This is a genomic window from Acidisoma sp. PAMC 29798, from assembly GCF_030252425.1.
GTDB classification, from domain to species: domain Bacteria; phylum Pseudomonadota; class Alphaproteobacteria; order Acetobacterales; family Acetobacteraceae; genus Acidisoma; species Acidisoma cladoniae.
Genome location: NZ_CP126995.1, coordinates 170,014 through 190,890, shown reverse-complemented (window position 1 = coordinate 190,890; position 20,877 = coordinate 170,014). Strand labels below are relative to the sequence as shown.

Annotated in this window: 15 protein-coding genes and 5 pseudogenes; 8 read left to right on the top strand and 12 right to left on the bottom strand. The window is 59.8% G+C overall.

The features are described from left to right. Window positions 1-234: 234 nt before the first annotated feature. Window positions 235-1,251 carry a site-specific integrase gene (locus QP803_RS22725; RefSeq protein ID WP_284948070.1) on the bottom strand — a complete coding sequence of 339 codons (1,017 nt, stop codon included), beginning with the start codon at window positions 1,249-1,251 and terminating at the stop codon, window positions 235-237. A gap of 179 nt (window positions 1,252-1,430) precedes the next feature. Here QP803_RS22725 and QP803_RS22720 point away from each other — a divergent pair, with 179 nt between their 5' ends. The 6 genes and pseudogenes from QP803_RS22720 to QP803_RS22695 all read left to right on the top strand — a co-directional run. Continuing rightward, on the top strand, window positions 1,431-2,405 hold the full coding sequence (locus QP803_RS22720; RefSeq protein WP_284948069.1) for a substrate-binding domain-containing protein: 975 nt from the start codon (window positions 1,431-1,433) through the stop codon (window positions 2,403-2,405). Window positions 2,406-2,416: 11 nt separating this feature from the next. Further along, a complete protein-coding gene (locus tag QP803_RS22715) occupies window positions 2,417-4,333 on the top strand; it encodes a sugar ABC transporter ATP-binding protein (protein ID WP_284948068.1) in 1,917 nt (638 codons plus the stop codon). Then, window positions 4,330-5,322: an ABC transporter permease gene (locus QP803_RS22710; protein ID WP_284948067.1), complete on the top strand. Its 993-nt coding sequence runs from the start codon at window positions 4,330-4,332 to the stop codon at window positions 5,320-5,322. The genes QP803_RS22715 and QP803_RS22710 overlap by 4 nt, the downstream gene beginning before the upstream one ends. A 16-nt stretch (window positions 5,323-5,338) precedes the next feature. Then, window positions 5,339-6,070: a FadR/GntR family transcriptional regulator gene (locus tag QP803_RS22705; protein WP_284948066.1), complete on the top strand. Its 732-nt coding sequence runs from the start codon at window positions 5,339-5,341 to the stop codon at window positions 6,068-6,070. A 28-nt stretch (window positions 6,071-6,098) separates the two neighbouring features. Beyond that, a complete protein-coding gene (denD, locus tag QP803_RS22700; protein ID WP_284948065.1) occupies window positions 6,099-7,094 on the top strand; it encodes a D-erythronate dehydrogenase in 996 nt (331 codons plus the stop codon). Between the two features lie 42 nt (window positions 7,095-7,136). Further along, a pseudogene (locus QP803_RS22695) lies at window positions 7,137-7,417 on the top strand (hypothetical protein); the annotation flags it as partial. A gap of 17 nt (window positions 7,418-7,434) precedes the next feature. On the opposite strand, the pseudogene QP803_RS22690 reads toward QP803_RS22695, so the two are convergent. From QP803_RS22690 to QP803_RS22665, 6 genes and pseudogenes are all read right to left on the bottom strand, one after another. After that, window positions 7,435-7,998 (bottom strand): annotated as a pseudogene (locus tag QP803_RS22690) (transposase); the annotation flags it as partial. A gap of 31 nt (window positions 7,999-8,029) precedes the next feature. Continuing rightward, window positions 8,030-8,917, bottom strand: a pseudogene (locus QP803_RS22685) (IS3 family transposase); the annotation flags it as partial. Window positions 8,918-8,923: 6 nt separating this feature from the next. Next, window positions 8,924-10,084 carry an IS30 family transposase gene (locus QP803_RS22680; RefSeq protein WP_434082933.1) on the bottom strand — a complete coding sequence of 387 codons (1,161 nt, stop codon included), beginning with the start codon at window positions 10,082-10,084 and terminating at the stop codon, window positions 8,924-8,926. A 65-nt stretch (window positions 10,085-10,149) separates the two neighbouring features. After that, window positions 10,150-10,407: pseudogene (locus tag QP803_RS22675) on the bottom strand (transposase); the annotation flags it as partial. Window positions 10,408-10,587: 180 nt separating this feature from the next. Then, window positions 10,588-12,204 carry a GGDEF domain-containing protein gene (locus QP803_RS22670; protein WP_284948064.1) on the bottom strand — a complete coding sequence of 539 codons (1,617 nt, stop codon included), beginning with the start codon at window positions 12,202-12,204 and terminating at the stop codon, window positions 10,588-10,590. Window positions 12,205-12,412: 208 nt separating this feature from the next. Continuing rightward, a pseudogene (locus QP803_RS22665) lies at window positions 12,413-13,129 on the bottom strand (IS6 family transposase). Between the two features lie 269 nt (window positions 13,130-13,398). Here QP803_RS22665 and QP803_RS22660 point away from each other — a divergent pair. Beyond that, the gene (locus tag QP803_RS22660; protein ID WP_284948063.1) at window positions 13,399-14,445 is read left to right on the top strand and encodes a PAS-domain containing protein; all 1,047 of its coding nucleotides are present in this window, start codon (window positions 13,399-13,401) and stop codon (window positions 14,443-14,445) included. On the opposite strand, the gene QP803_RS22655 is transcribed toward QP803_RS22660, so the two are convergent. Next, a protein-coding gene (locus tag QP803_RS22655) for an IS5 family transposase (RefSeq protein ID WP_284948062.1) occupies window positions 14,376-15,130 on the bottom strand; the annotation gives its coding sequence in 2 pieces (ribosomal slippage) (window positions 14,376-14,797 and window positions 14,797-15,130; 756 coding nt in all). The genes QP803_RS22660 and QP803_RS22655 overlap by 70 nt on opposite strands. A gap of 66 nt (window positions 15,131-15,196) precedes the next feature. Here QP803_RS22655 and QP803_RS22650 point away from each other — a divergent pair. Beyond that, complete coding sequence (locus QP803_RS22650; protein ID WP_350356116.1) at window positions 15,197-16,339, top strand: putative bifunctional diguanylate cyclase/phosphodiesterase; 1,143 nt, start codon at window positions 15,197-15,199, stop codon at window positions 16,337-16,339. A 267-nt stretch (window positions 16,340-16,606) separates the two neighbouring features. On the opposite strand, the gene QP803_RS22645 is transcribed toward QP803_RS22650, so the two are convergent. From QP803_RS22645 to QP803_RS22630, 4 genes are read right to left on the bottom strand one after another with little or no spacing between them, the layout of a single operon-like run. Continuing rightward, complete coding sequence (locus QP803_RS22645; RefSeq protein WP_284948061.1) at window positions 16,607-17,521, bottom strand: PfkB family carbohydrate kinase; 915 nt, start codon at window positions 17,519-17,521, stop codon at window positions 16,607-16,609. A 5-nt stretch (window positions 17,522-17,526) separates the two neighbouring features. Further along, window positions 17,527-18,390: a MurR/RpiR family transcriptional regulator gene (locus QP803_RS22640; protein ID WP_284948060.1), complete on the bottom strand. Its 864-nt coding sequence runs from the start codon at window positions 18,388-18,390 to the stop codon at window positions 17,527-17,529. After that, window positions 18,387-19,364: an ABC transporter permease gene (locus QP803_RS22635; RefSeq protein ID WP_284948059.1), complete on the bottom strand. Its 978-nt coding sequence runs from the start codon at window positions 19,362-19,364 to the stop codon at window positions 18,387-18,389. The genes QP803_RS22640 and QP803_RS22635 overlap by 4 nt, the downstream gene beginning before the upstream one ends. Then, window positions 19,365-20,873, bottom strand: coding sequence for a sugar ABC transporter ATP-binding protein (locus QP803_RS22630; protein WP_284948058.1), 1,509 nt, complete (start codon window positions 20,871-20,873; stop codon window positions 19,365-19,367). It abuts the gene before it with no gap. Window positions 20,874-20,877: the final 4 nt, after the last annotated feature.

Genomic DNA, 20,877 nt, shown 5'->3' with positions numbered 1-20,877 from the left:
AAGATCGAGGCACTAGGATCGAAAAAAGCCTGAGAATGATGCATAGAATTTGAAGTCTCAGCGACTATAGCGATTTGGCTAAGCAAAAAAGGCGGCGACGAGGACGTCAGAGACGGGCATAACGCGTTCCTACAAACGGTTGATGAGCCGGCGGCATCCCGGAAGCCTGCAGGCTACGGGCGAGAATGGAGAGCCCGAAGGTCCGCCATTTCATCAGCAATGCAACAGCTACTGTCATAAGCCCAACTTACCCGCAGGGCTCGAGGTGTTGAGCTTGGATCGTCGAATATAGCCTCTCATCGTCGTCAGACTTCGATGACGCGTGTGGCCCATGATTTCCTCGTCGGGAACGCCGTTCTTGTAGGCGGTCGTCACAAACCCGGCCCGCATACCGTGGGGCGTGATTGGCTCCCAGATCGTTCCCGTGATCTTCGCCTCCAGGGCACGTTTTTTGAGAATCTGGCGCACGGCATCGGGATCGAGCCGACCGCTATGGACCTTCCCCCAACGATCGACCTTTCGAAAAATCGGACCGGCAGTGATCTCGGCCTGCTCAAGCCAGCGCTCCAGCGCTGTCACGGGACAGGTGGCCATGGCACGACCGCGCGATAGCCCAATCTCGGCCCCGGCGCCCTCCTTGTCGGTCTTGGAACGCGTGATCAGCAGGCGCAGGCCATCGTCGGTCCGGTTGATATGCTCGACATCGAGGCCGACGAGCTCAGAGCGGCGCAAGGCGCCGGCGAAACAGACGAGGAAGAGGGCCTGATCCCGGGTGCCCGCCATATCGTCGCTGCAGACACGGAGCAGACGCTTGATCTCCGCCGTAGTGATGGCGGCGGAGCGGCGAGGGGGCTCACCATGGGTGCGGGCAATGCCGCGTAAGGTCTCACGGATCGCAGGGTGGCGCGTGTCGAGCGGCTGCTTGGCGATGCGATGGGCTCGGGCAATGGCGGCGACCCGCCGTCTTAGCGTGGACAGCGCATAGCCGCGCCCGGCGTCCGCCAGGTAGGCGCCGACGACCTCGGCCGTGGATGGCATGGGATCGAGCTTGCGCTCTACGCACCATGCCTTGAAGTTAGCCAGATCGGCTTTGTAGGCGCGCAGCGTTGCCGGGGCATCGGCGGCGGACTGATACGCCTGTGAGCGCGCCAGAGATCGCGCTGCTCTCAAGGTCAGTGGGGTCTCGGCGCCCTCGGCTCGCAACACCGCGGAAACGCTCGATGGCGATGACAAAGCGGCGGATCGTTTCATGGCGATAGTCTGACGGAAACCACCTCTCAAATCAATACGCGGGAAGGAATATTATCGCGTGTTAAGAGTCATCATCCGTTATACAACTGGGCCTCTTGACGAGTTCAATCGAAGTGGTATGGTGGCCGAACCACCAACAATATTGGACGCCTCAAGGCGTTCAGCCAAGGGGAAACCGAATGGAACGACGCACGCTTCTCGCGGCTGGTGCGACCGCGGCCGCCGCCGGGATCCTTGGCATAAAACGGGCCTCGGCCGCCGCCAAGGAGGTCGTCTATCTGACCCCAGGGCTTGATCTGCCGTTCTGGCGCGCGGTCGGCAAGGGCATTGCCCCGCATATTAAAGCCGCGGGCTATAATTATAAAATTCTCGATTCTCACAACAGCGCTCAAACGCAGTTGCAGAACGCACAGGATGCCATCGCACGCGACGTCGCGGGCATCGTCATTTCCCCCACGGACAGTTCTACGGCGCCCAGCGTGCTCGCCCTCGCCAAGCGCAACGGCGTGCCGGTGGTGATCTGCGACATCGGCACCAACGGCGGCGACTATGTCACCCTCATCAAGTCCGATAACTACAAGGGCGCCTATGGCGTTGGGCAAGAGCTTGCCAAAGCGATGATCGCCAAGGGCTGGCAGAAAGACGCCTTCGGCCTCTGCACTATTTCGCTCGCGCGCAAGAACGGACAGGACCGCACGGCAGGATTCCGCGATGCCATGAAGGCGGCGGGGCTCGTCAATGAGGCGGCGTTGAAGCAGATGCAGTCTTACACCACCGACGAAACCTACAAGTTCGTGCAGGACATGCTGACGGCGACACCCGATCTGCGCGGGCTTTTCGTAGAAGTCGATCAGCCGACACTCGGTGCGCTCCAGGCACTGAAAGCTGCCAATCGCCAGAACGACGTGCTCGTGGCGGGGTTCGACGGCATTCCCGAATTCGTCGAGTTGCTGAAAAGCGGCCAGCTCGTCGTCGTCGGCATGCAGCAGCCTTACCTTATGGGCAGCCAGGCGGCGGATTCTCTGGTCTCGGCACTCAAGGGCGGCACGCCGCAGAAGGAAATCCTCGTGCCGATCATGATCGCGACGCATGAGAATATCGAAAGCCTGTTGCCGGTCGCGAACAAGACCGTGTTCGCCCTCGGCGACGGCTGACGGGGGCTTCGGTGTCGGCGCAAGCCAGGGCGGGCGGGGCGGTTGCGGCGGTTTCGCCGCGACCCGCCTTGATCGTCACGGGCGCCGAAAAATCCTTCGGCGCCGCGCGGGCGCTCAACGGCGCCAATATCGCTTTCGCGCGGGGTGAGGTGCACGGCCTGCTCGGTGCCAATGGCGCCGGCAAGTCCACCTTGTCCCGCGTCATTGCCGGCCACACGCGGCCGGACAAGGCGGAGATCACCCTTGACGCCAAACCGCTCGCCTTGCGTAACCCCAGAGACGGCCTGGATGCGGGGATTTTCCTGGTCACCCAGGAAACCACGCTGGCCGCCGATCTGTCGGTCATGGAAAACATTTTCCTCGCCGATATGGGCGCGCCCGGGCGGCTTTCCTTCGCCGCGATGCGCGAACGCGGAATGGCGATCCTGAAGACCCTGGGCCAACAGAACTCCCTGCATCTCGATGCCAAGGTGGACAGCCTGTCCATCGCGCAGAGGCAATTGGTCGAGATCGCGAAGGCGCTGGCGGTTTCGGCCAAGGTCATCATCTTTGATGAGCCGACATCCTCCCTCAGCCCGAGCGAGGTCGATCGGCTGTTCAGCCTCATCGATACGTTGCGCGCCGGCGATTGCGCGGTCGGCTTCGTGTCGCATCGCCTGGAGGAGGTCTTCCGCATCACCGACCGTGTGACGGTGCTGCGGGAAGGCCGCTCGGTTGCGGAATCGGTGGCGACTGCGTCCCTGACGCAAGCTGATCTCATTCGCCTGATGGTCGGCCAGGAATTGGGCAAGGTCTATGCGAGCCGCCTTGCCGCGACGCATGGGGCGCGCGAATGCCGCCTTTCCGTGCGCAACCTCAGGGTTGATCCCCTCGTCAAGGATATCTCCTTCGATCTGCATGCCGGCGAAATTCTTGGCCTCGCGGGTCTTGTCGGCGCCGGACGGTCGGAAGCGGTGGAAGGCATCTTCGGCCTGCGCCATCGGCGCAGCGGCACGATGCTGTTGGACGGCGCAGCCTTTGCGCCACGCAAACCCGCCCAGGCGATCCGCGCGGGCGTCGCCCTGGTGCCGGAGGATCGGCGCCATCAGGCCATCGCGCCTGACATGACGGTGCGCGAGAATCTGTTGCTCGGTCACCTTGCGGCGTCGCGTGGCTTCTTCTGCGGCTATGGCCGTCGCCGTGCGCAGGTGGAGCACCTGCTCGGCCTTCTCGATCTGCCGCTGTCGCGTCTGGACGATGATAGTCTGCTCAATCTTTCCGGTGGGATGCAGCAAAAGATTATTATCGCCCGTTGGCTCTTGCTTCAGCCGAAGGTCCTGATGCTGGACGAGCCCACGCGGGGCGTGGACATTGCGACCCGCGCCTCGATCTACAAACTGCTGCACAAGATTGCCGATGAGGGCGTCGCCGTCCTCGTGGTCTCCTCGGATTTCGAGGAACTGCTCGGCCTTTGCGAACGCGTCGTGGTGATCAGCGATGGCCGGTCGACGGCCGACGTGCCGGCGGCTTCCCTGGTTGAAGAGACATTGACGCTGCTGGCCGCACCCCGAAGCTCCATGGCGCGGGTGCAGCATCTTCTGACCGGCCTTGCATCCGATTACGGCGGGACCGCCTTCTGGGGCATTGCGGATAGTGACCGACTAGCCTTCCTGGCGACCGCCGGCACGGCCTTGCCCTGGCTGAAGGCCGGGCAAGTTACGGCGATGGATGATCTGCCCATCGGTGCCGCGCTTGCGGCCGGCGGAGACCGAGGGCTGCTGGTGACGATACTCAAGAACGAACGTGGCCATGACAATGGCATGATCGTTCTGGTTCTGCCTGACACCACCGGCACGCTGGATGAGGGTGACGTGCGTCGCCGGATTCACGCGGCACTCGCCGGCGACGCCGCCGATGCGGTGACCGAAGAGCTTGGAGAGCGTGTATGAGCATGACCAGGCAAGCGACGCCGACGCGCAAAGCGATGACGGCCGGCGGCGTCGGGCGGTTTGTTCTTGGCCGACTGGAACTCAGGATGCTGGCGCTCGCGATCCTGATCGCCGTGGTGCTGTCGATCGCCTCGCCCTACTTTCTGACCGTCAAGAACCTGCTTAATCTTCTCGATCAGTCCATCGTCGTCGGCATCGTTTCCATCGGCATGACCTTCGTCATTCTGACAGGCGGGATCGATCTTTCGGTGGGTTCTGTCGCCGGCGTATCCGGCATCATCTTCGGCGTGACCATCCCAACGCTGGGGCTTGGCGGCGCGGCCGTCGCGGCCCTGCTGGCGGGTTCTACGGCGGGGCTAATTTCCGGGATTCTGATTTCGGAATTCGGCCTCGCGTCCTTTGTCGTCACCCTCGGCATGATGGCCATCGGTCGTAGTCTCGCCTATATCATCTCGGGCGCGCAGGCGATTACCAATATTCCCTTCGCCTTGAATGATCTTGAATACACCACGATCCTCGGCATTCGCGCGAATGTCCTCGTTCTGCTGGGCGCCTATCTGCTGGCCTGGCTGTATCTGTCCTATACGAAGGGCGGCCGAACCATCTACGCGCTGGGTTCGAACCGGGAAGCGGCGCGCGCGGCGGGCCTGAACATCCGGTTCTATTCGATCCTGCCCTACGTCACTTCCGGCTGCCTTGCCGCCCTCTCTATTATCATGACGACGGGCCAGCTCTTGTCGGTCGATCCCTTGGCCGGGAACCTCATGGAACTGGATTCGATCGCAGCTGTCGTCATCGGTGGTGCCAGCCTCTATGGCGGTCGCGGTTCGGTCATCGGCACCTTGCTCGGCGTGTTCATCATGGTCATGATCCGAAACGGATTGAACCTCTTGGGCGTGTCGCCTTTCTGGCAAGGCACGGCGATTGGGATCATCATCATCACGGCAGTGTTGTTGGAGCGGCTCTTGAGTGGACGGCGAACGAGATGACGTGGCGTGATCCGCCATGACGGCGGCGCGGCCGCTCTCTGAGGTGAAGGCGGGGCTTTCCAAGCGCACTATGCGCGAGCAGATCGCCGACAAGATCACCGCCATGATCGTGTCCGGCCTCCTGCGTCCGGATGACGAGCTGCCCAGCGAACGCGATCTCGCCGTGACTCTCGACGTGAGCCGCGAGACCATTCGCGGTGCGCTCCAGTATCTTGCGGCGCTTGGCATGGTCGAAATCGCGCATGGATCCCGCAGCCGTGTCGTGGATATGGCGCGCTGGGCGACCAAGCCGCAGCGGCAGGACGATGTTCAGCGCTATACGGCGCTGGAAGTTCACAACGCCCGATGCCTGGTCGAAGTGGCCGGCGTGCGGACGGCGGCCTTGTCCATCACGCCCTCAGCGTTGGGGCGGTTGCGTCATCTCGTGCATCAGCAAACGGGTATGCTGAATGACCCGGTGTCGTTTCAGATTTCCGACATGGAGTTTCACACCACGATCTATGAAGCCAGCAACAACCGGCTTCTGACTGCCTTCCTGACCGATATCTACGGTTATGCACTGGATATGCGAAGGCGCGCCCTGCTGGTGCCGAACGCCGTCGAAAAAAGCTTGCGCGACCACGAGATCATTCTGACGGCGATCGGCAGGGCGGACGCGGACGGGGCGGCGATCGCCATGTCCGCGCATCTGACGCGGGTGCACCGTACAACGCAGGCGTCCCGCCGGACGGCGACAAAAAAGATTTGAACGAAACACCTCAACGGGACCTTGCCTTATGCATATTCTGATCATCGGGGCGGCGGGCATGGTTGGCCGCAAGCTCGGCAATCGCCTTGCAGCCGACGGTGCCATCGGGGGCAAGCCCATCGCGCGCTTCACCCTCGCGGACGTCGTTGCCCCGCAGCCACTATCCGGCTTTACCGGCCCGATGGACTGCGTGATGGTAGATCTCACCACGCCCGGAACGGCGGCGGCACTGCTCGAAGCGAAGCCGGACCTGATCTATCATCTCGCCGCCATCGTCTCGGGTGAGGCAGAGGCGGATTTCGAGAAGGGCTACAGCGTCAATCTTGATGGCACGCGTGCATTGTTCGAGGGTATCCGGCTTGGCCGCCAAGGTTCGGACTGGACGCCGCGCGTTGTCTTTGCATCCTCCATCGCCGTATTCGGCGGTGATATGCCGGAAGCCATTGGCGACGAGTATCTCCTGACGCCCGAGACCAGCTACGGTGCCCAGAAGGCGATCTGCGAACTGCTGCTGTCCGACTATTCGCGGCGGGGTTTCTTCGACGGCATTGCGATCCGCCTGCCGACCGTTTGCGTGCGGCCCGGCAAGCCCAATCGTGCCGCCTCGGGGTTTTTCTCCGGCATCATCCGTGAGCCGCTGGCCGGTCTGCCGGCGATCCTGCCGGTGAGCGACGACGTGCAACACTGGATGGCGAGCCCGCGCGCCACGGTGGAGTTCCTGCTCCATGCCGCGGCACTCGACCTCGCGCCGCTGAAGAACCGTCGTGCCATGACCATGCCGGGCCTCGCTATCACCGTGGGCGGTCAGATCGCCGCGCTGGAGCGCGTTGCGGGATCCAAGGTTGCCGCTCTCATTGAGCGTGAACCCGATCCTGTGATTGCGCATATTGTCAGCGGCTGGGCGCGGGGCTTCGACACCCAGCGTGCCGAGGCGCTGGGCTTCGTCGCCGAGACTGAGTTCGATGAAATTATACGGGTGCATATTGAGGATGAGCTGGGCGGCAAGCTGCCGAAGCTGGGCTAACCGTCATGCCGACGCGACCGAACTGGACGCAGATATTGGCCGATCGCAGCCGCGATCAGCCAATATCCCAACAGTCTGGCCGACGGCACGTCTGTGCAGGATCAACCGGCCGAGGCATCGGCGGAGACGCTGGAGGATGTTGCCTATGAAGGTTTCTCGCATCTCGACCCGACCGATTCCTGGCTGCGCATTGCGGATCTGTCCCCCCCTGGGCTGGCTGAGTTCATGGCCGTCACCGCTTCGCTCGGCCTCACGATTCTCGCGGTGTCCATCGCACGCCGCAGCGTCATCGACCCGAGCATGGCGATGCCTACCTGGGGTATTGAAGCTCCTATATCGGTCAAGTTGCACTGATTGACGCTTTCGTGGATTTTGGTGGGCTGCAGAGATAGCCGAAGATCTCGCGGGCAACGTAGCGTTTGAGGCACTGGATGATCTCTGAATTGCCCTTGCCCTCGGCAGTGCGTCGGTGGACATAATCCAGTGTCGGCTGGTGTCCGCGCATGCGGACGATGACGACGCGGTACAGCGCAGCATTAGCTTGCCGATTGCCGCCACGGTTGAGGCGGTGTCGGTTGGTCTTGCCGCTGGAGGCCGGGATCGGACAGGCGCCGCACATCTTGGCAAATGCAGCTTCCGAACGAATGCGGTCGGGGTTATCGCCGACCAGCAGCAGCATCTCGGCCGCTGTCCCTGTCGCCATCCCATACGCTTTGAGCAGCTCGGGAGCGCTGGCGGCCGTCAGTGTATTGAGCTGAGCGTCGTGCTCCCTGGATCTCCGCGTCTGCGCCAGCCAGCGTCGGGCAATCGCGCGTAGACTGGTCTTAGCTGAGGCCATTGTCGAGGTTACCGGGCCTGGTCTTAAGGCCGCCAGATGGCGGACCAGCGTCATCTTGCCGGTGACTGAGCTGCTGCCGGTTTAGTGGACACGCACCTTAGCCTGACGCTTTGTTCCGCTCGAATTCCATAGGGCTGAGATAGCCGATGGTCGAGTGGCGTCGGCGTAAATTATTGAACCGTTCGATGTAGTCGAATACGTCGGCTCGAGCCTGGTCCCTCGTGCGATATACCTTGCGGGCTGTTCGCTCAGTTTTCAGCGAGGAGAAGAAGCTCTCCATCGCCGCATTGTCCCAGACATTCCCTGACCGACTCATGCTGCAACTAACGTTATGATCTGCCAAGAGCTTCTGGAACTGTTCACTGCTGTACTGGCTTCCCTGGTCCGAATGATGCAGCAACGCATCTGGTTTGCCGCGGCGCCAGATCGCCATCATTAACGCGTCGGCCACCAACTGAGCTGTCATCGTGACGCTCATCGACCAGCCCACGACACGACGCGAGAAAAGGTCAATGACGGCAGCCACGTAGAGCCAACCTTCTGCCGTCCAAAGATAGGTGAAGTCGGCGATCCACTTCTGGTTCGGTGCTGTAGCTACGAATTGGCGGTCCAGCACGTTGGCAGCCGCCTCGTTCCGCTCGCCCTTGTCGGATGGCAGGCCTCTGCGGCGCGGTCGGGCCCGTAAGGCTTGCTCGCGCATGAGCCGCTCAATGCGGTGCAAGCCACACACGTCACCCTCGGCCAGGACGTCATGCCAGACGCGCCGGGCGCCATAGGTCCGGTCGCTGCCGACGAAGCTGGCCTTGACGTGCGCGCCGAGAATTTCGTCGCTGCGTGCCCGAGCGCTGGGCGATCGGGTGAGCCAGGCGTGGAATCCACTGCGTGAGACACCGAGCGCCTCGCAAAGCCACCGCACCGGCCAAATCCCTCGATGCTTCGCCACGAAGCCGAATTTCATATCGACTCCTTCGCGAAGTATGCCGCGGTGGGTTCAACCGGTCGACGCAATAACCTGGGCGAACATATCACCGGGCGTTCGGTAGCCAAGAGTCTTTCTGGGCCGAGCGTTCAGGCTTAGCGCGATGGTATTGAGATCGTCCTGGCTCTGGGCTGATAGATCGGACCCTCTAGGTAGATATTGACGCAGAAGGCCGTTCGTATTCTCGTTGCTCCCGCGCTGCCACGGGCTTTGTGGATCGCAGAAATAGACATCCACGTCATGCGCGACCGTAAAGCGCTTGTGCTGTGCGAGTTCCATGCCGCGGTCCCACGTCAACGATGACATAAGCCCGACAGGCAGCTCTGCGACCTGACGGATCAAAGCGTCGACTACATTTTCGGTGTCCTTACCACCGACATGAACAAGCATCACGAAGCGGGACTGACGTTCTACCAAAGTCGCGATGTGCGTATTTCTGGCGCCGGAAACCAAATCACCCTCCCAGTGACCAGGTATCGCACGATCTTCGATCTCAGCAGGCCGATCCTTGATCGACACGGCTCCGATGATCTGTCCCCTCGGCTGCCCGTCGGTTGTCGACGTCTTGGCGCGCCGCATGATGCGCCTGCTGCGCAGGTTCGAAAGCAATTCCCTTTTTAGGGCGCCACGGGCCTGGATGAACAGGCTTTTATAGATGGTCTCGTGAGACACCTGCATCGCCTCATCATCACCATGCTCGACCTTCAGCCATCCAGCAATTTGCTGTGGTGACCATTTCGCCAGCAGTTTTTCTGCAACTGTGTCCCGGAGCTGGCTATTGGTCGCCAGTAGACAAAGCTTTGGACGAACCGCCCTTTGCCAGGCACGCTCGTCAGCCCCTGTCGCACGGTAGTGTTTCCGTCCGCCGTTGCGCCCTATTTCACGGCCGATTGTGGATGGGGACCGCCCCAGCTGGACAGCAATGCAACGGAAGGGCAGTCCGGCCACCAGACCACGCGATATCTCCTCCCGTTCGCCTTCCGTCAGCGCCAAGCGACTTCTGGTCCTCAATGGCGGGGCAATGCCGCCCTTGGCAAGGACCACCCCGAATACCGATGCAGCATGCTTTCCAAGCGCTCGGCCGATGTCGCTCAGCGACTCACCAGCCTTCCATCGGTTCCACAGCTCTCGCTTCTGTCCGGCGGACAATCCAGGTCGGCCCATTTGCGCCATCGTGGAACCCCTCTGACCGTCATGAATTCAACCATATTGCGTCGACCGATTGAACCCACCGCGGCTTTTTTTAGGATATCGCGCTCCGCCTTGAGCTTTGCGACCTCACGCCGCAGACGATCTATCTCCTGCTGCTCCGGCTTGAGCTGGCCCTGGCCCGGAAACGCCTGCCCAGGATCCGAGGTAACCTCCTTGATCCATCGTCGCAGAATGCTTTCGCCCACATCCAGGTCCCGGCTGGCCTGCACCAATGAAATCCCACGTTCATTAACTAGCCGGACCGCCTCCAGCTTGAACTCCCGGCTGAACTGTCGTCGCGTCATTTGCATCCTCCAATCTAGCGAAACACCTTAATCTCGGTGTCCACCAAACCGGCAGCAGTTCAAACCTCCAAGCCGTACCCATAGTCGGGCGCACACAAGACCCGTATGTTGACAGGACAGCACGCCAGTAACCCGAGTGCCAGCGGCTATCTGAATTAGATCGCGCCGCGGCTCAACACGTCATCCGTTTGAGATGACGCGATTTCTGCCAAGTTGTTTTGCCCGGTAAAGACGCTGATCTGCTAACGCGAGGACGGTTTCCCAATGAGACGCTTCGTGGGAGGCTGCGACACCGATACTCAGCGTGACCAAAAGTTTTATGCCAAGGGTCGACCAATCATTCTCGTACGCGCTTGCGCCAAGATGCTCACAAATATGTGCCGCCGTCTCTATGTCTACGTTGCGGAGCAGAAAAGTGAATTCATCTCCTCCAAAACGGGCGATCACGTCATCAGCCCGCGCGCTTTGACGAAGCAAGTCGGCGACCATGCACAGAACCGCATCCCCAACTTGATGCGAAGAACTGTCGTTTACCTGCTTGAAATGATCAATATCGATCATCGCGATCGCGAACGGCACATTGCTAGAGAGAAGATCAATAAACGTAAGGTCTAGCCGTCGGCGATTTTGCAAGCCGGTGAGCGGATCCTCCATATTGGCGCGGCGCAGGCGATCGGACTCCTGTATCAAAAGACGGTTCTTGGCCGTCAGCTCTTCAGCTCGCTGCAGGGCAGCCGCCGCCGAATCGCGTAATTTCTTGATTTCCCACTCGAGGGTATAAATACGAGCACGTCGTTGCGTGTCGTATGTCGCCTGACTGACATACAGGTCATGAAAGGCCTTGTAGTTGATGAGAGCCTTTTCAAACTCTCCAAGAGTTGCATAAAGATCGGAGAGGTCCTTATAACAGGGCGCAGCCGTCTCAAAATCGTACGATTTCACAGCGAGATCTAGACAAGAGACTAAGGCTTGAATTGCATCACTCGGGCGGTTCTGAATGATCCGCGCCCGTCCAACCATGTGTAGATAATGGACCATGCACCGGTCAGTTGCCTCACCAGCGCAATACGGGACACTTGACAGTGCGTCTTCCGCGGCGCTCGGATCTGGCAAATGGAGGTAATACTCGGCGATGTTGCACAGTGCTAAGCGCTCGATCCAACCGTCACCATCGGTACGTGCCAGGTCAAGCGCCACTCTTGTTAGGGCCACGGCGTCAGCGACAACGTTAGCCAACTTACCAGAGTCGGAGCTGGGACCCTTGGCGAGTTCGACTCGAATGCCGGCGAGATTAATGAGGGGGCGTTTAGCTCGCGTAGCGTTCAAGTCATTGAGAGCAAAGGCGCGCTCCGCGAACGGCAGAGCTTGCGCAGGTTCGTGTAACAACCATAAAACGACCGCCGTATTGTCGAGCGCCTCAACTAGGTCAGCCGAATCGCCACCGTTTTCGATAAAGTCCAGGGCTTTGATGGCTTCAGCTGTGGCATCCTCTTCTCCAATCGCGGCAAACAACAAGGCGAGACTAGATGCTGTTCGCGCCTCATTGGCAACGTCATTAAGCGACCCGAATATGGTGCGGGCCTCGCGACCAAAACCGATCCCCGCCTCGTAGTGACCCATCATAAAACACGTGTTCGCAAGGAACTGTGTGGCCACGCCGATTATTCTCGCGTCGTCCCGGGCGCGCGCACGGTCTAGGATTTGCAGAGCGAGGACGCGCGACTTCTCCAGGAAGCCTGAGGAGCACAGACTTTTAGCGGTAGCGAGTTCGACCTCGTCAACCTGTAGATCATTCATCCACAGAACATCTCGAGCGTACCGCACAAAGGAAGTCGCCTACATACTAATACAGAAAGATTCTAGGTTGCCATCTACCCATATTGGCTCATTTATTCAAGCGGCAAATTCTCGGTATTGAAGCTCCTATATCGGTCAAGTTGCACTGATTGGCTCCGGTGCAAACTAAGTTTGTGATAAGGTCGAGGGATCCGGCCGCTGCGATTCTCTATTCTGCCAACACGGTATTCCAGATTTCGGGCGCCGTTTTACCCTGGAGCCGCAGCCGGGAAAGATCGAATTGGCGTTTGTAAATTCGGCGCATCAGTTCAATCCCCGCGAGTGTGATCGCAGCGGTCTTGAATCTCTTGAAGCCAAGCATCGGCCCCGTGCGCGCTTTCACGCCGCGATGGTCTTGTTCAATCGTGTTGTTTAAATATTAGGATGACCGCAGTTTCACCGCCTCAGGCAATGCGCCCGCCGCTTTCATTTCCCGTACCGCCCGATGCGAAGCAGCGTAGCCATCCAACGTGATCACGCGCGGCGCCGACCCCTGGGTCTTGAGGGCCTTGCGGAAAAACGCCTTGGCCGCCGCCACATCACGCCTGCGGCTCAGCCGGAAATCCACCGTTCGGCCTTCACGATCAACCGCCCGGTACAGATAGACCCATTCGCCCCGGACCTTGATATAGGTCTCATCCATCCGCCACGACGCCCCAACAACCCGGGCAAAACGGTTCCAGCGCCGCTCGAATTCGGGCGCATAATGCCGCACCCAGCGCATGATCGTCGTGTGGGCCAGAGGCAGGCCGCGCTCGGCCATCATCTCCGCCAAATCCCGGAAGCTGAGTTTGAAGCGCAAATACCAGCGCACGCACAGGATGATGATCTCGCGGTCGAAATGCCGGCCCGCAAACAGCCCGTCCAAGCTCACAAACCCAGCCATCGTTCCGCCTTGCCTCAACCCGCCGTCACAGAGTGCCATAGCAAGTTATTTTTGCACCAGAGCCGTGCGGCAGATCTTGCGTCCAGGAGGCCTCTTTGTCGCTGCCGCGCCTCGGTGCATCTACACCGTATACAACATCGCAACTTCACGCTCATGTCAATTCCAACTACAAAGGCCTGCGCGTATAATATCGAGCGCCTGGCTCTGTTACATATGGAAGCGGGAGCGGCAGCTGTTCAAAATTCATTTCAATAACTAAGGAGGCATGAATGAGCAGCTCTGCTGATAGACCCGGTCTGGGCAATTCAAACGACGACACAGGGCTAAGTGCAGAGCAATTCCAGATGCTTGTTGATGGCGTAATAGAATACTCCATTTATATGCTCTCTTCACAAGGCCTGGTGTCAAGTTGGAACAATGGTGCCAAGCGCATTAAGGGCTATGACAGCGCTGAGATTGTAGGCCAGCATTTTTCACGCTTCTTCACGCCTGAGGACCAACTTGCCGGCAAACCTAACGACGCCCTTGCCACTGCGACTGCGGTCGGTCGCTTCGAAGCCGAAGGTATTCGCGTCCGCAAAGATGGTTCTCACTTCTGGGCTCATGTCGTCATGGACGCCATCACCGATGACGACCGTAATATTATCGGATTTGCCAAGATCACTCGCGATATCACCCGCCAGAAGGAAGACGCAGACCGAATTCAGAATGTCACCCGGACGCTGAACCTCGCTCTTGCTAATATTGTGCAGGGTCTCTGCCTTTTCGATGCGGCGGGAAATCTCATGATCTCCAATCAGCAGACGAACGAGATATTCGGCGTCGGCGCAAATGCTACATTACCTGGAACTCCATTTTCCGATTTGATTGCGACTTTAGTAGCTAGAAGTTCTCAGCCTGACGAGCTCTCCGCTCAGACTGAGGCGCAGCACATCGTGAGGCGGCATCAAGATCTGATCCGTCGAGGCGAACGTCGGACGGTGCTGGAAAATGTCCGATCAAGTAGAACCGTATCTATTATGCATCGCGGGCTGGCTGACGGTGGTTGGTTAACAACCTTCGAGGATGTGACCGAGCGACGGCGTGCGGAGCTTAAGATTGCGCACATGGCGCACCACGATGGGCTGACCGGGCTGCCAAACCGCCTCAATTTCAACGAGTACCTAAAAGAGGAGCTGCGGAAAGCTGATCGTGGTCAACAACAAGTGGGCATCATCTGCATTGATTTAGGCTCAGGACTCATTGATCAGAGCCAGAAGATGACGGCGGCGGCGATGCAGATCGCCGACATGAAGGTGTGGGCGCAGCGATCGTAGCGAGTGTGGATGCGCCGCCAATCCTTGAACCTGCCGAACATGTTCTCGATACGATGACGCTGGCGATAGAGGGTTCGGTCGTGCGGGATCTGGATTTTGCGGTTGGCTTTGGACGGGATGCACGGCGTGATGCCGCGTGTTGTCAGGGCTTGGCGGAACCAGTCGGCATCGTAACCTCTATCGCCCAATAAGACTTTGGCCTTGGGGAGCGCGTCCATCATCAGCGCCGCGCCCTTGTAATCGCTCATTTGGCCTTCGCTGAGCAGCATGACCAGCGGCCGTCCTTGGCCGTCGCAGACAGCGTGAAGTTTTGAGTTCAGGCCGCCTTTGGTGCGCCCGATACGTCGGGGAACAGGCCCTTTTTTAAAAGACTGGCAGCCGTCCGATGCGCCTTCAGATGGGTGGCATCGATCATCAACCGATCAGGCTTGCCCCCCTTGGCCGCCAGCGCCGCGAAGATGCGGTTGAAGACGCCGAGGCGGCTCCAGCGGATGAACCGGTTATAGATTGTCTTGTGAGGGCCGTAGTCCTTCGGAGCGTCGCGCCAGCGTAGGCCATTGCGGATCACGAAGACTATGCCGCTGATCACGCGTCGGTCATCGACCCGCGGCACGCCATGCGATTGCGGAAAATGCGGCTCTATCCGACGCATCTGCGCCTCGGACAACCAGATCAGATCACTCATGGCGGCACCTCCCGATGCAACCATTGAATCAACCGATTGCTTCCTCTGCAAGCAATTTAATAGGTCCTGATCCTAGATCGTTTTAAAGATATTAACGATCTTCAAGGCCACGCCATGGGCGATACGGTGCTGACAACTCTTGCCACCCGGATGCAAGGCCTTCTGCAGGAAAATGAATTCGTTGCCCGGATTGGCGGGGATGAATTCGCTGCAGTAGTCCGCTTTAACGACCCGTCATCGCTCCATGATTTTGTTAGGCGTTTGGAAGCCTGCCTCCTTTCTCCGCTTGTCGTAGAAGACCTCAGTATTAGCGTGGGAGCAAGCTTTGGTGTTGCCATATTCCCTACTGATGCGGACTCGTCGGAACAGCTTGTAAAGAATTCGGACTTGGCCATGTATCGCGCCAAAGCAGACTTCGGGCGATCCGTCTGTTTCTATGAAGCCCAGATGGAGGAAGTAGTTCGTTCCAAGCGGGCCATGGCAAGCGATCTGTGGAAGGCCATCGAGCGGCAGGATTTTGTGATTGCATATCAGGTCCAGAAATCAATCCCGACCGGTGAGGCGGTCGGGTGCGAGGCTTTACTGCGTTGGCAACATCCCGAGCGAGGATTGATCGCGCCCGATGATTTCATTCCGATCGCCGAGGAATGCGGTGCTATCATACCCATTGGTCAGTGGGTTTTGCGGCAGGCTTGCACGGATGCAACTGGCTGGCCGGCAGCGCTGAAGGTTGCGGTCAACATATCCCCTCTCCAGCTGCAAGACGGCTTACCGCCACTGATAAAGGATATTTTGATGGAGACCGGGCTGCCGGCCGGTCGGCTTGAATTAGAGATCACTGAGTCAACGATCATTGCTGACAAACTCCGGAGTTTGGAAATCTTATGGAAGGTCAAGAGGCTTGGTGTGACGATTGCTCTCGATGACTTTGGCACCGGTTACTCCTCCTTGGATACCTTGAAATCTTTTCCCTTCGACAAAATCAAGCTCGACCGCATTTTTATGCTGGAGTTGCCAAATAGTCTTCAGGCGAAGGCGGTCGTTCGGGCCATCCTCGCGCTCGGCCATGCTCTCTCGATGCCGGTACTCGCGGAAGGGGTTGAAACGGAAGCTCAGCTGTCTCTGTTACGCTTCGAGGGTTGCGACGAAGCCCAAGGATTTCTGCTCGGCCGCCCCACGATTGGGAGTATTTCTCAGAGTCTGAGCTAAAGGGCTCATCGCGCGATACTCAAGGAGTCTGCTATGATCGAGCTGGCTGATACGTTGGGCCTGACACCAGTCCACTTGAACCGCGTCCTTAAGGAGTTCCGGTAGACGGGTTGATGACAATGGAGCACAGGGTCTCCGCCTACTAGATGTCGAGGGCTTGTAGGACAACGCCGGCTCCAACAAGGACTACCTGCATCCCGGCGATTCGGACCAGAGCCCGGTATCGAGCATGTTGACTGATTGAGTTCGGCAGAGTTCTGAGCGGACTTAAGCGGGCCGCAGTAGAGCCTCGGTCTCTCGATGGGAAAGGTCACGGCGCTCTCCTTCGAGCGTGGCGACCAGAACCGCGGCAGCGGCGTTACCATAGACGGCCGCTTGTGCCAGCGACGCACCACGAGCCAGCTGCGCCGCGAGGGCGCCTACGAAGGCATCGCCTGCGCCATGCGTGCTTACGAGGTCGACTTTATGCGCTGCAATAGTCGCTGCGCCATCGGTTGAACAGAAGGCGAGACCGTGGCGACCGGCGGTGACAATAACGACCGGGACAGTGGCGGTAAGCAGCTTGGCCGCCAGAGCCGCAGAGGCAATATCCTCAACCTTGCCGCCGCCAAGCATCTCCGCCTCCACAGCGTTGACGATCAATATGTCGATAAGCTCGAGTAGGCCGGCAGACATGGCCCGAGCCGGCGCAGCATTGATGACGACCCGAGCACCACGGCTCCGGGCCGCACGAGCGGCCACAATGTTAGCATGCTCGGGCACCTCGTTCTGCAGCACCAGGATGCTCTGCGCAGAAAGTGAGTCGGTTGCTCCGGCAATCTCTTCCTTCCCGACCAGTGCATTGCTGCCGGTGACGATGACGGCGCCGTAATCACCCTCGGCATCGCTGATCGCGACGCTCATTCCCGAGCCTGCATCCATACGTCGCACAAAACTTGTGTCGACGCGTGAGGCTTTGAGATTGTCCAACAGAGGGCGGCCAAATTCATCATTGCCGATGCAACCCACCATGGCAGTGGCGGCGCCGTGTCGCGCCGCTTCAATGGCCTGGTTGCCACCCTTGCCGCCGCATTTAGTCATCCAGGCATTTCCGGCAAATGTCTCACCGATACGCGGCAGCCGCTCGCTGGTGACGAGGATGTCAAAGTGCAGACTGCCGACGACAAGTACTTCGGTGCCCATGAGTCTTACCGTTCACGTTTGGCAGCAACTGCCGCTGATGTACGTTCGAGATTGCGCTCGGCGTTATCGTAATCCTTGGCCGCAATAGCCGCGAACACGGCGTCCATGATCGTCAATTGCGCGACACGCGCCGCGGCATTCTCTCCCAGCAAGGGAGAGCCGCGCGCCGTTGAACACAAGACGAGGTCGACGGAGTCAACCAGGGGTGAATGCGTGTAGTTCGAAATGGCTATGGTGGTGGCGCCCCGACGCTTTGCCTCCTTCACGCCGTCGATCACCGTTGTGGTGCGGCCCGAATGTGAAAACGCCATGACGACATCGCCTGGTTCCAGCACCGATGCGGACATCAACATCATATGCGCGTCGTCATGGACCATGCTGCGCAAACCTATGCGCAAGAACTTATGCGCAACGTCCCGGGCGATTTGCGCCGAACCACCGATGCCATAGAGATCACGGCGTGGCGCGTGGAAAATGCTGTCGACGACCTTTGCGAAGACGTCCATGTCGATGATCGCCAGCGTTTCCTGCAACGCCTGAGTGGCGGTGTTGAAGACCTTGCGTATAATATCTGCCTGCGTATCCTCGGGCGAGATTTCCTTGTGAAGGGCCGCGCTCGGCTGCGCATTATAGGCGCTGACCTGCTCCCTCAAATCCCGGAAACCTGCGAAGCCGAGCTTTTTGGCGGTCTTGACCACCATGGCTTCCGAGACGCCGGCCTGATCCGCAATATGGCTCAGCGCCGTCGTGCCATCGAAGCTCTCCTCGAAGGCGATATCCAGAATACGGCATTCCAATGGGGTCAGCATGGGTCGCATCAAACGAAGCCGGGCACCAACCGTGGAGTGTTCGGCCGGCGTCTCGCTCACACGCGCCCCCGGGTGAAGCGATCAACCAACATGGCGGCAATGATGATGATGCCTGTCGCCAGAAGTTGATAGAAGGCCTGGACGTCCATCAGGGTGAGCCCGTTTCGCATCGCCCCGAGCACCAGCGCCCCAAGCAGGGTGCCGACGATACTCCCTTTGCCACCCATCAGCGAGGCCCCGCCGATGGCGGAGGCTGCGATGGCATCGAGCTCCCAAAGGTTGCCGAGCACGGGCTCAGCGGCGCCGAGCCGGCCGATGAGGATGATACCGGCGATGAAGGCCAGCGCGCCTGAGAGCATGTAGGTGATGATCTTGGTGCGGGCGATGGGCACGCCGGCGACGCGGGCCGCCTCCTCGTTGCCACCGACCGCCAGAATGTATTCACCCAGCGGTGCCTTGCGCAGGATCAGCCAGCCGATGACGGCGAGCACCGCCACGATGATGACTGGAACTGGCACGATTCCAATGTCCGAGTTAAGTACATGACGGAATCCGTTCGGGAGCCCGAGGATCGGGTTTCCGCCTGTGAAGATGAGTGCGAGTGCCCGATAGAGGCTCAGCGTTCCGAGTGTGACGATGAAGGGTTGCAGGCCTGCGAAGGCGATCAGCGCGCCATTCACGAAGCCACAGAAAAGGCCGACGCAGAGCCCGGCAAGCAAGCTGATCGGCAGCGGGACACCTGCTGTCAGCAGCATCGCTGTCAGCACGGCTGAGAGCGCCGCTGTGGGCCCCACGGAAAGATCGATGCCACCCGAGATGATGACGAGCGTCATGCCGATGGCGACGCAGGCGTTGATGCTCGACTGCTGCAAGATGTTGATCAGGTTGTGCGGCATCAGAAAGTCGGGTGCCAGTATCGAAAAGACCACAGCGATCGCCACGAGGCCGAACAGCGTTCCCGCGTCACGTAGATTAAACACGACCACGCGATGACGCTTCGGTTCCGACACGGACCGTGTTGCTTGGTTCGCCATTTAGACAGTCTCCTCAACACGGGCGTCGCGCGCCGCGTATTGCATGATGGTTTCCTCACTCATCGCCTCGCGATCGAGATCCGCCACGGCACGCCCGTTGCGCATGACCAGCACACGGTCGCTGATATGAAGAATTTCCGGCAGTTCCGATGAGACCACGATGATCGCATGACCATCCGATGCAAGATCACGAATGACGCGGTAGATTTCTCCCTTGGCGCCAACATCGACGCCTCGGGTCGGCTCATCGAGCAGGAGCACCTGCACTCCGGCGAGCAGCCACCGCGCGATGACGACCTTCTGCTGGTTGCCACCGCTAAAAAGCCGCACCGGCTTGTCCGGCTCAAAGGGGCGCAGTTGCAACGACCGGAAGATGGAAATGACGTCGCGGCGTAAACGGCCGCCACTGATGAGCCCCGACGGGCTGTAGCTCGGCAGAGAGGTGATGCCGACATTCGCCAATGCGGAACGAAGCGGTATGATACCTTCCTTCTTGCGCTCCTCCGGTAGCAGTCCGATGCCACAACGAACGGCATCGCGCACGGAGCGAAAGCGAACCGCGCGCCCGTCCACCAGGATCTCTCCAGCCTGCGGCTTTTGCAATCCCGCGAGCAGATGCAGGACCTCCGTGCGTCCGGCACCCATCAGCCCGGCGAAGCCGAGGATCTCCCCTTTGTGGAGCGTGAAAGAGACATCCCGCACGCGGCCCTTCCACGTCAGCCCCCGCGCTTCCAAAGCGACGTCGTTCGTCCTCGCGGTGGGGTGGGTTTCCACGGTCAAGTCACGCCCGACCATCATGGAGACGATCTGCTTCTCGGTCGTTTCAGCCAGATCGAGCGCGCCGACGAGCTTGCCGTCCCGCAAGACAGTGCCGCGATGGCAGAAGCGCCGAACCTCATCGAGCTTGTGAGAGACGTAGATCACCGCGACGCCGGACGCGGCGAGTTGTCGGATGATCTCACCCAGCTTCTCCACCTCCGCAGGCATGAGGCTTGAGGTCGGCTCATCCATCGCGATGATGCGCGCTTCGAAAAGCAGGGCGCGCGCAATTTCGACGATCTGCCTTTGCGCAACGCGCAGCGTCGAGATCTTGGCATCCGGGTCGATGGCGTTATCGAGCCGAGAGAGACTTTCCGCCGCCCGCCGACGCATTTTCTCCCGCGCCAGCGCAATCCCCGACCGCGTGATGGGCCGACCAAGAAACATATTTTGGGCGACGGTCAGTTCAGGTACCTGCTGCAACTCCTGATGGATCATGGCGATCCCGGAACGTCGGGCATTCGCCATCGAATGCCCGACGAGAGCCGTTCCATCGACCGAGATCGTACCCGCGCTGGGCGCCAGGATGCCTGCCAGAATCTTCAGCAGCGTCGATTTACCGGCGCCGTTCTCCCCCAGCAGGGCATGCACCTCACCGGCACCGACCGTCATTGACACGCCGGACAAAGCCGCAAACGCCCCGTAGGTTTTGCTGATGTCCTGCAGAGCGAGCCGCGGCCTGTCCGGCATCGTA

What these genes read in the sequence shown, in the direction of transcription:
- QP803_RS22725 (WP_284948070.1), bottom strand. Translation starts at nt 1,251, where the DNA reads ATGAAACGATCCGCCGCTTTGTCATCGCCATCGAGCGTTTCCGCGGTG.
- QP803_RS22720 (WP_284948069.1), top strand. Translation starts at nt 1,431, where the DNA reads ATGGAACGACGCACGCTTCTCGCGGCTGGTGCGACCGCGGCCGCCGCC.
- QP803_RS22710 (WP_284948067.1), top strand. Translation starts at nt 4,330, where the DNA reads ATGAGCATGACCAGGCAAGCGACGCCGACGCGCAAAGCGATGACGGCC.
- QP803_RS22705 (WP_284948066.1), top strand. Translation starts at nt 5,339, where the DNA reads ATGACGGCGGCGCGGCCGCTCTCTGAGGTGAAGGCGGGGCTTTCCAAG.
- denD (WP_284948065.1), top strand. Translation starts at nt 6,099, where the DNA reads ATGCATATTCTGATCATCGGGGCGGCGGGCATGGTTGGCCGCAAGCTC.
- QP803_RS22680 (WP_434082933.1), bottom strand. Translation starts at nt 10,084, where the DNA reads ATGGCGCAAATGGGCCGACCTGGATTGTCCGCCGGACAGAAGCGAGAG.
- QP803_RS22670 (WP_284948064.1), bottom strand. Translation starts at nt 12,204, where the DNA reads ATGAATGATCTACAGGTTGACGAGGTCGAACTCGCTACCGCTAAAAGT.
- QP803_RS22660 (WP_284948063.1), top strand. Translation starts at nt 13,399, where the DNA reads ATGAGCAGCTCTGCTGATAGACCCGGTCTGGGCAATTCAAACGACGAC.
- QP803_RS22645 (WP_284948061.1), bottom strand. Translation starts at nt 17,521, where the DNA reads ATGGGCACCGAAGTACTTGTCGTCGGCAGTCTGCACTTTGACATCCTC.
- QP803_RS22635 (WP_284948059.1), bottom strand. Translation starts at nt 19,364, where the DNA reads ATGGCGAACCAAGCAACACGGTCCGTGTCGGAACCGAAGCGTCATCGC.
- QP803_RS22630 (WP_284948058.1), bottom strand. Translation starts at nt 20,873, where the DNA reads ATGCCGGACAGGCCGCGGCTCGCTCTGCAGGACATCAGCAAAACCTAC.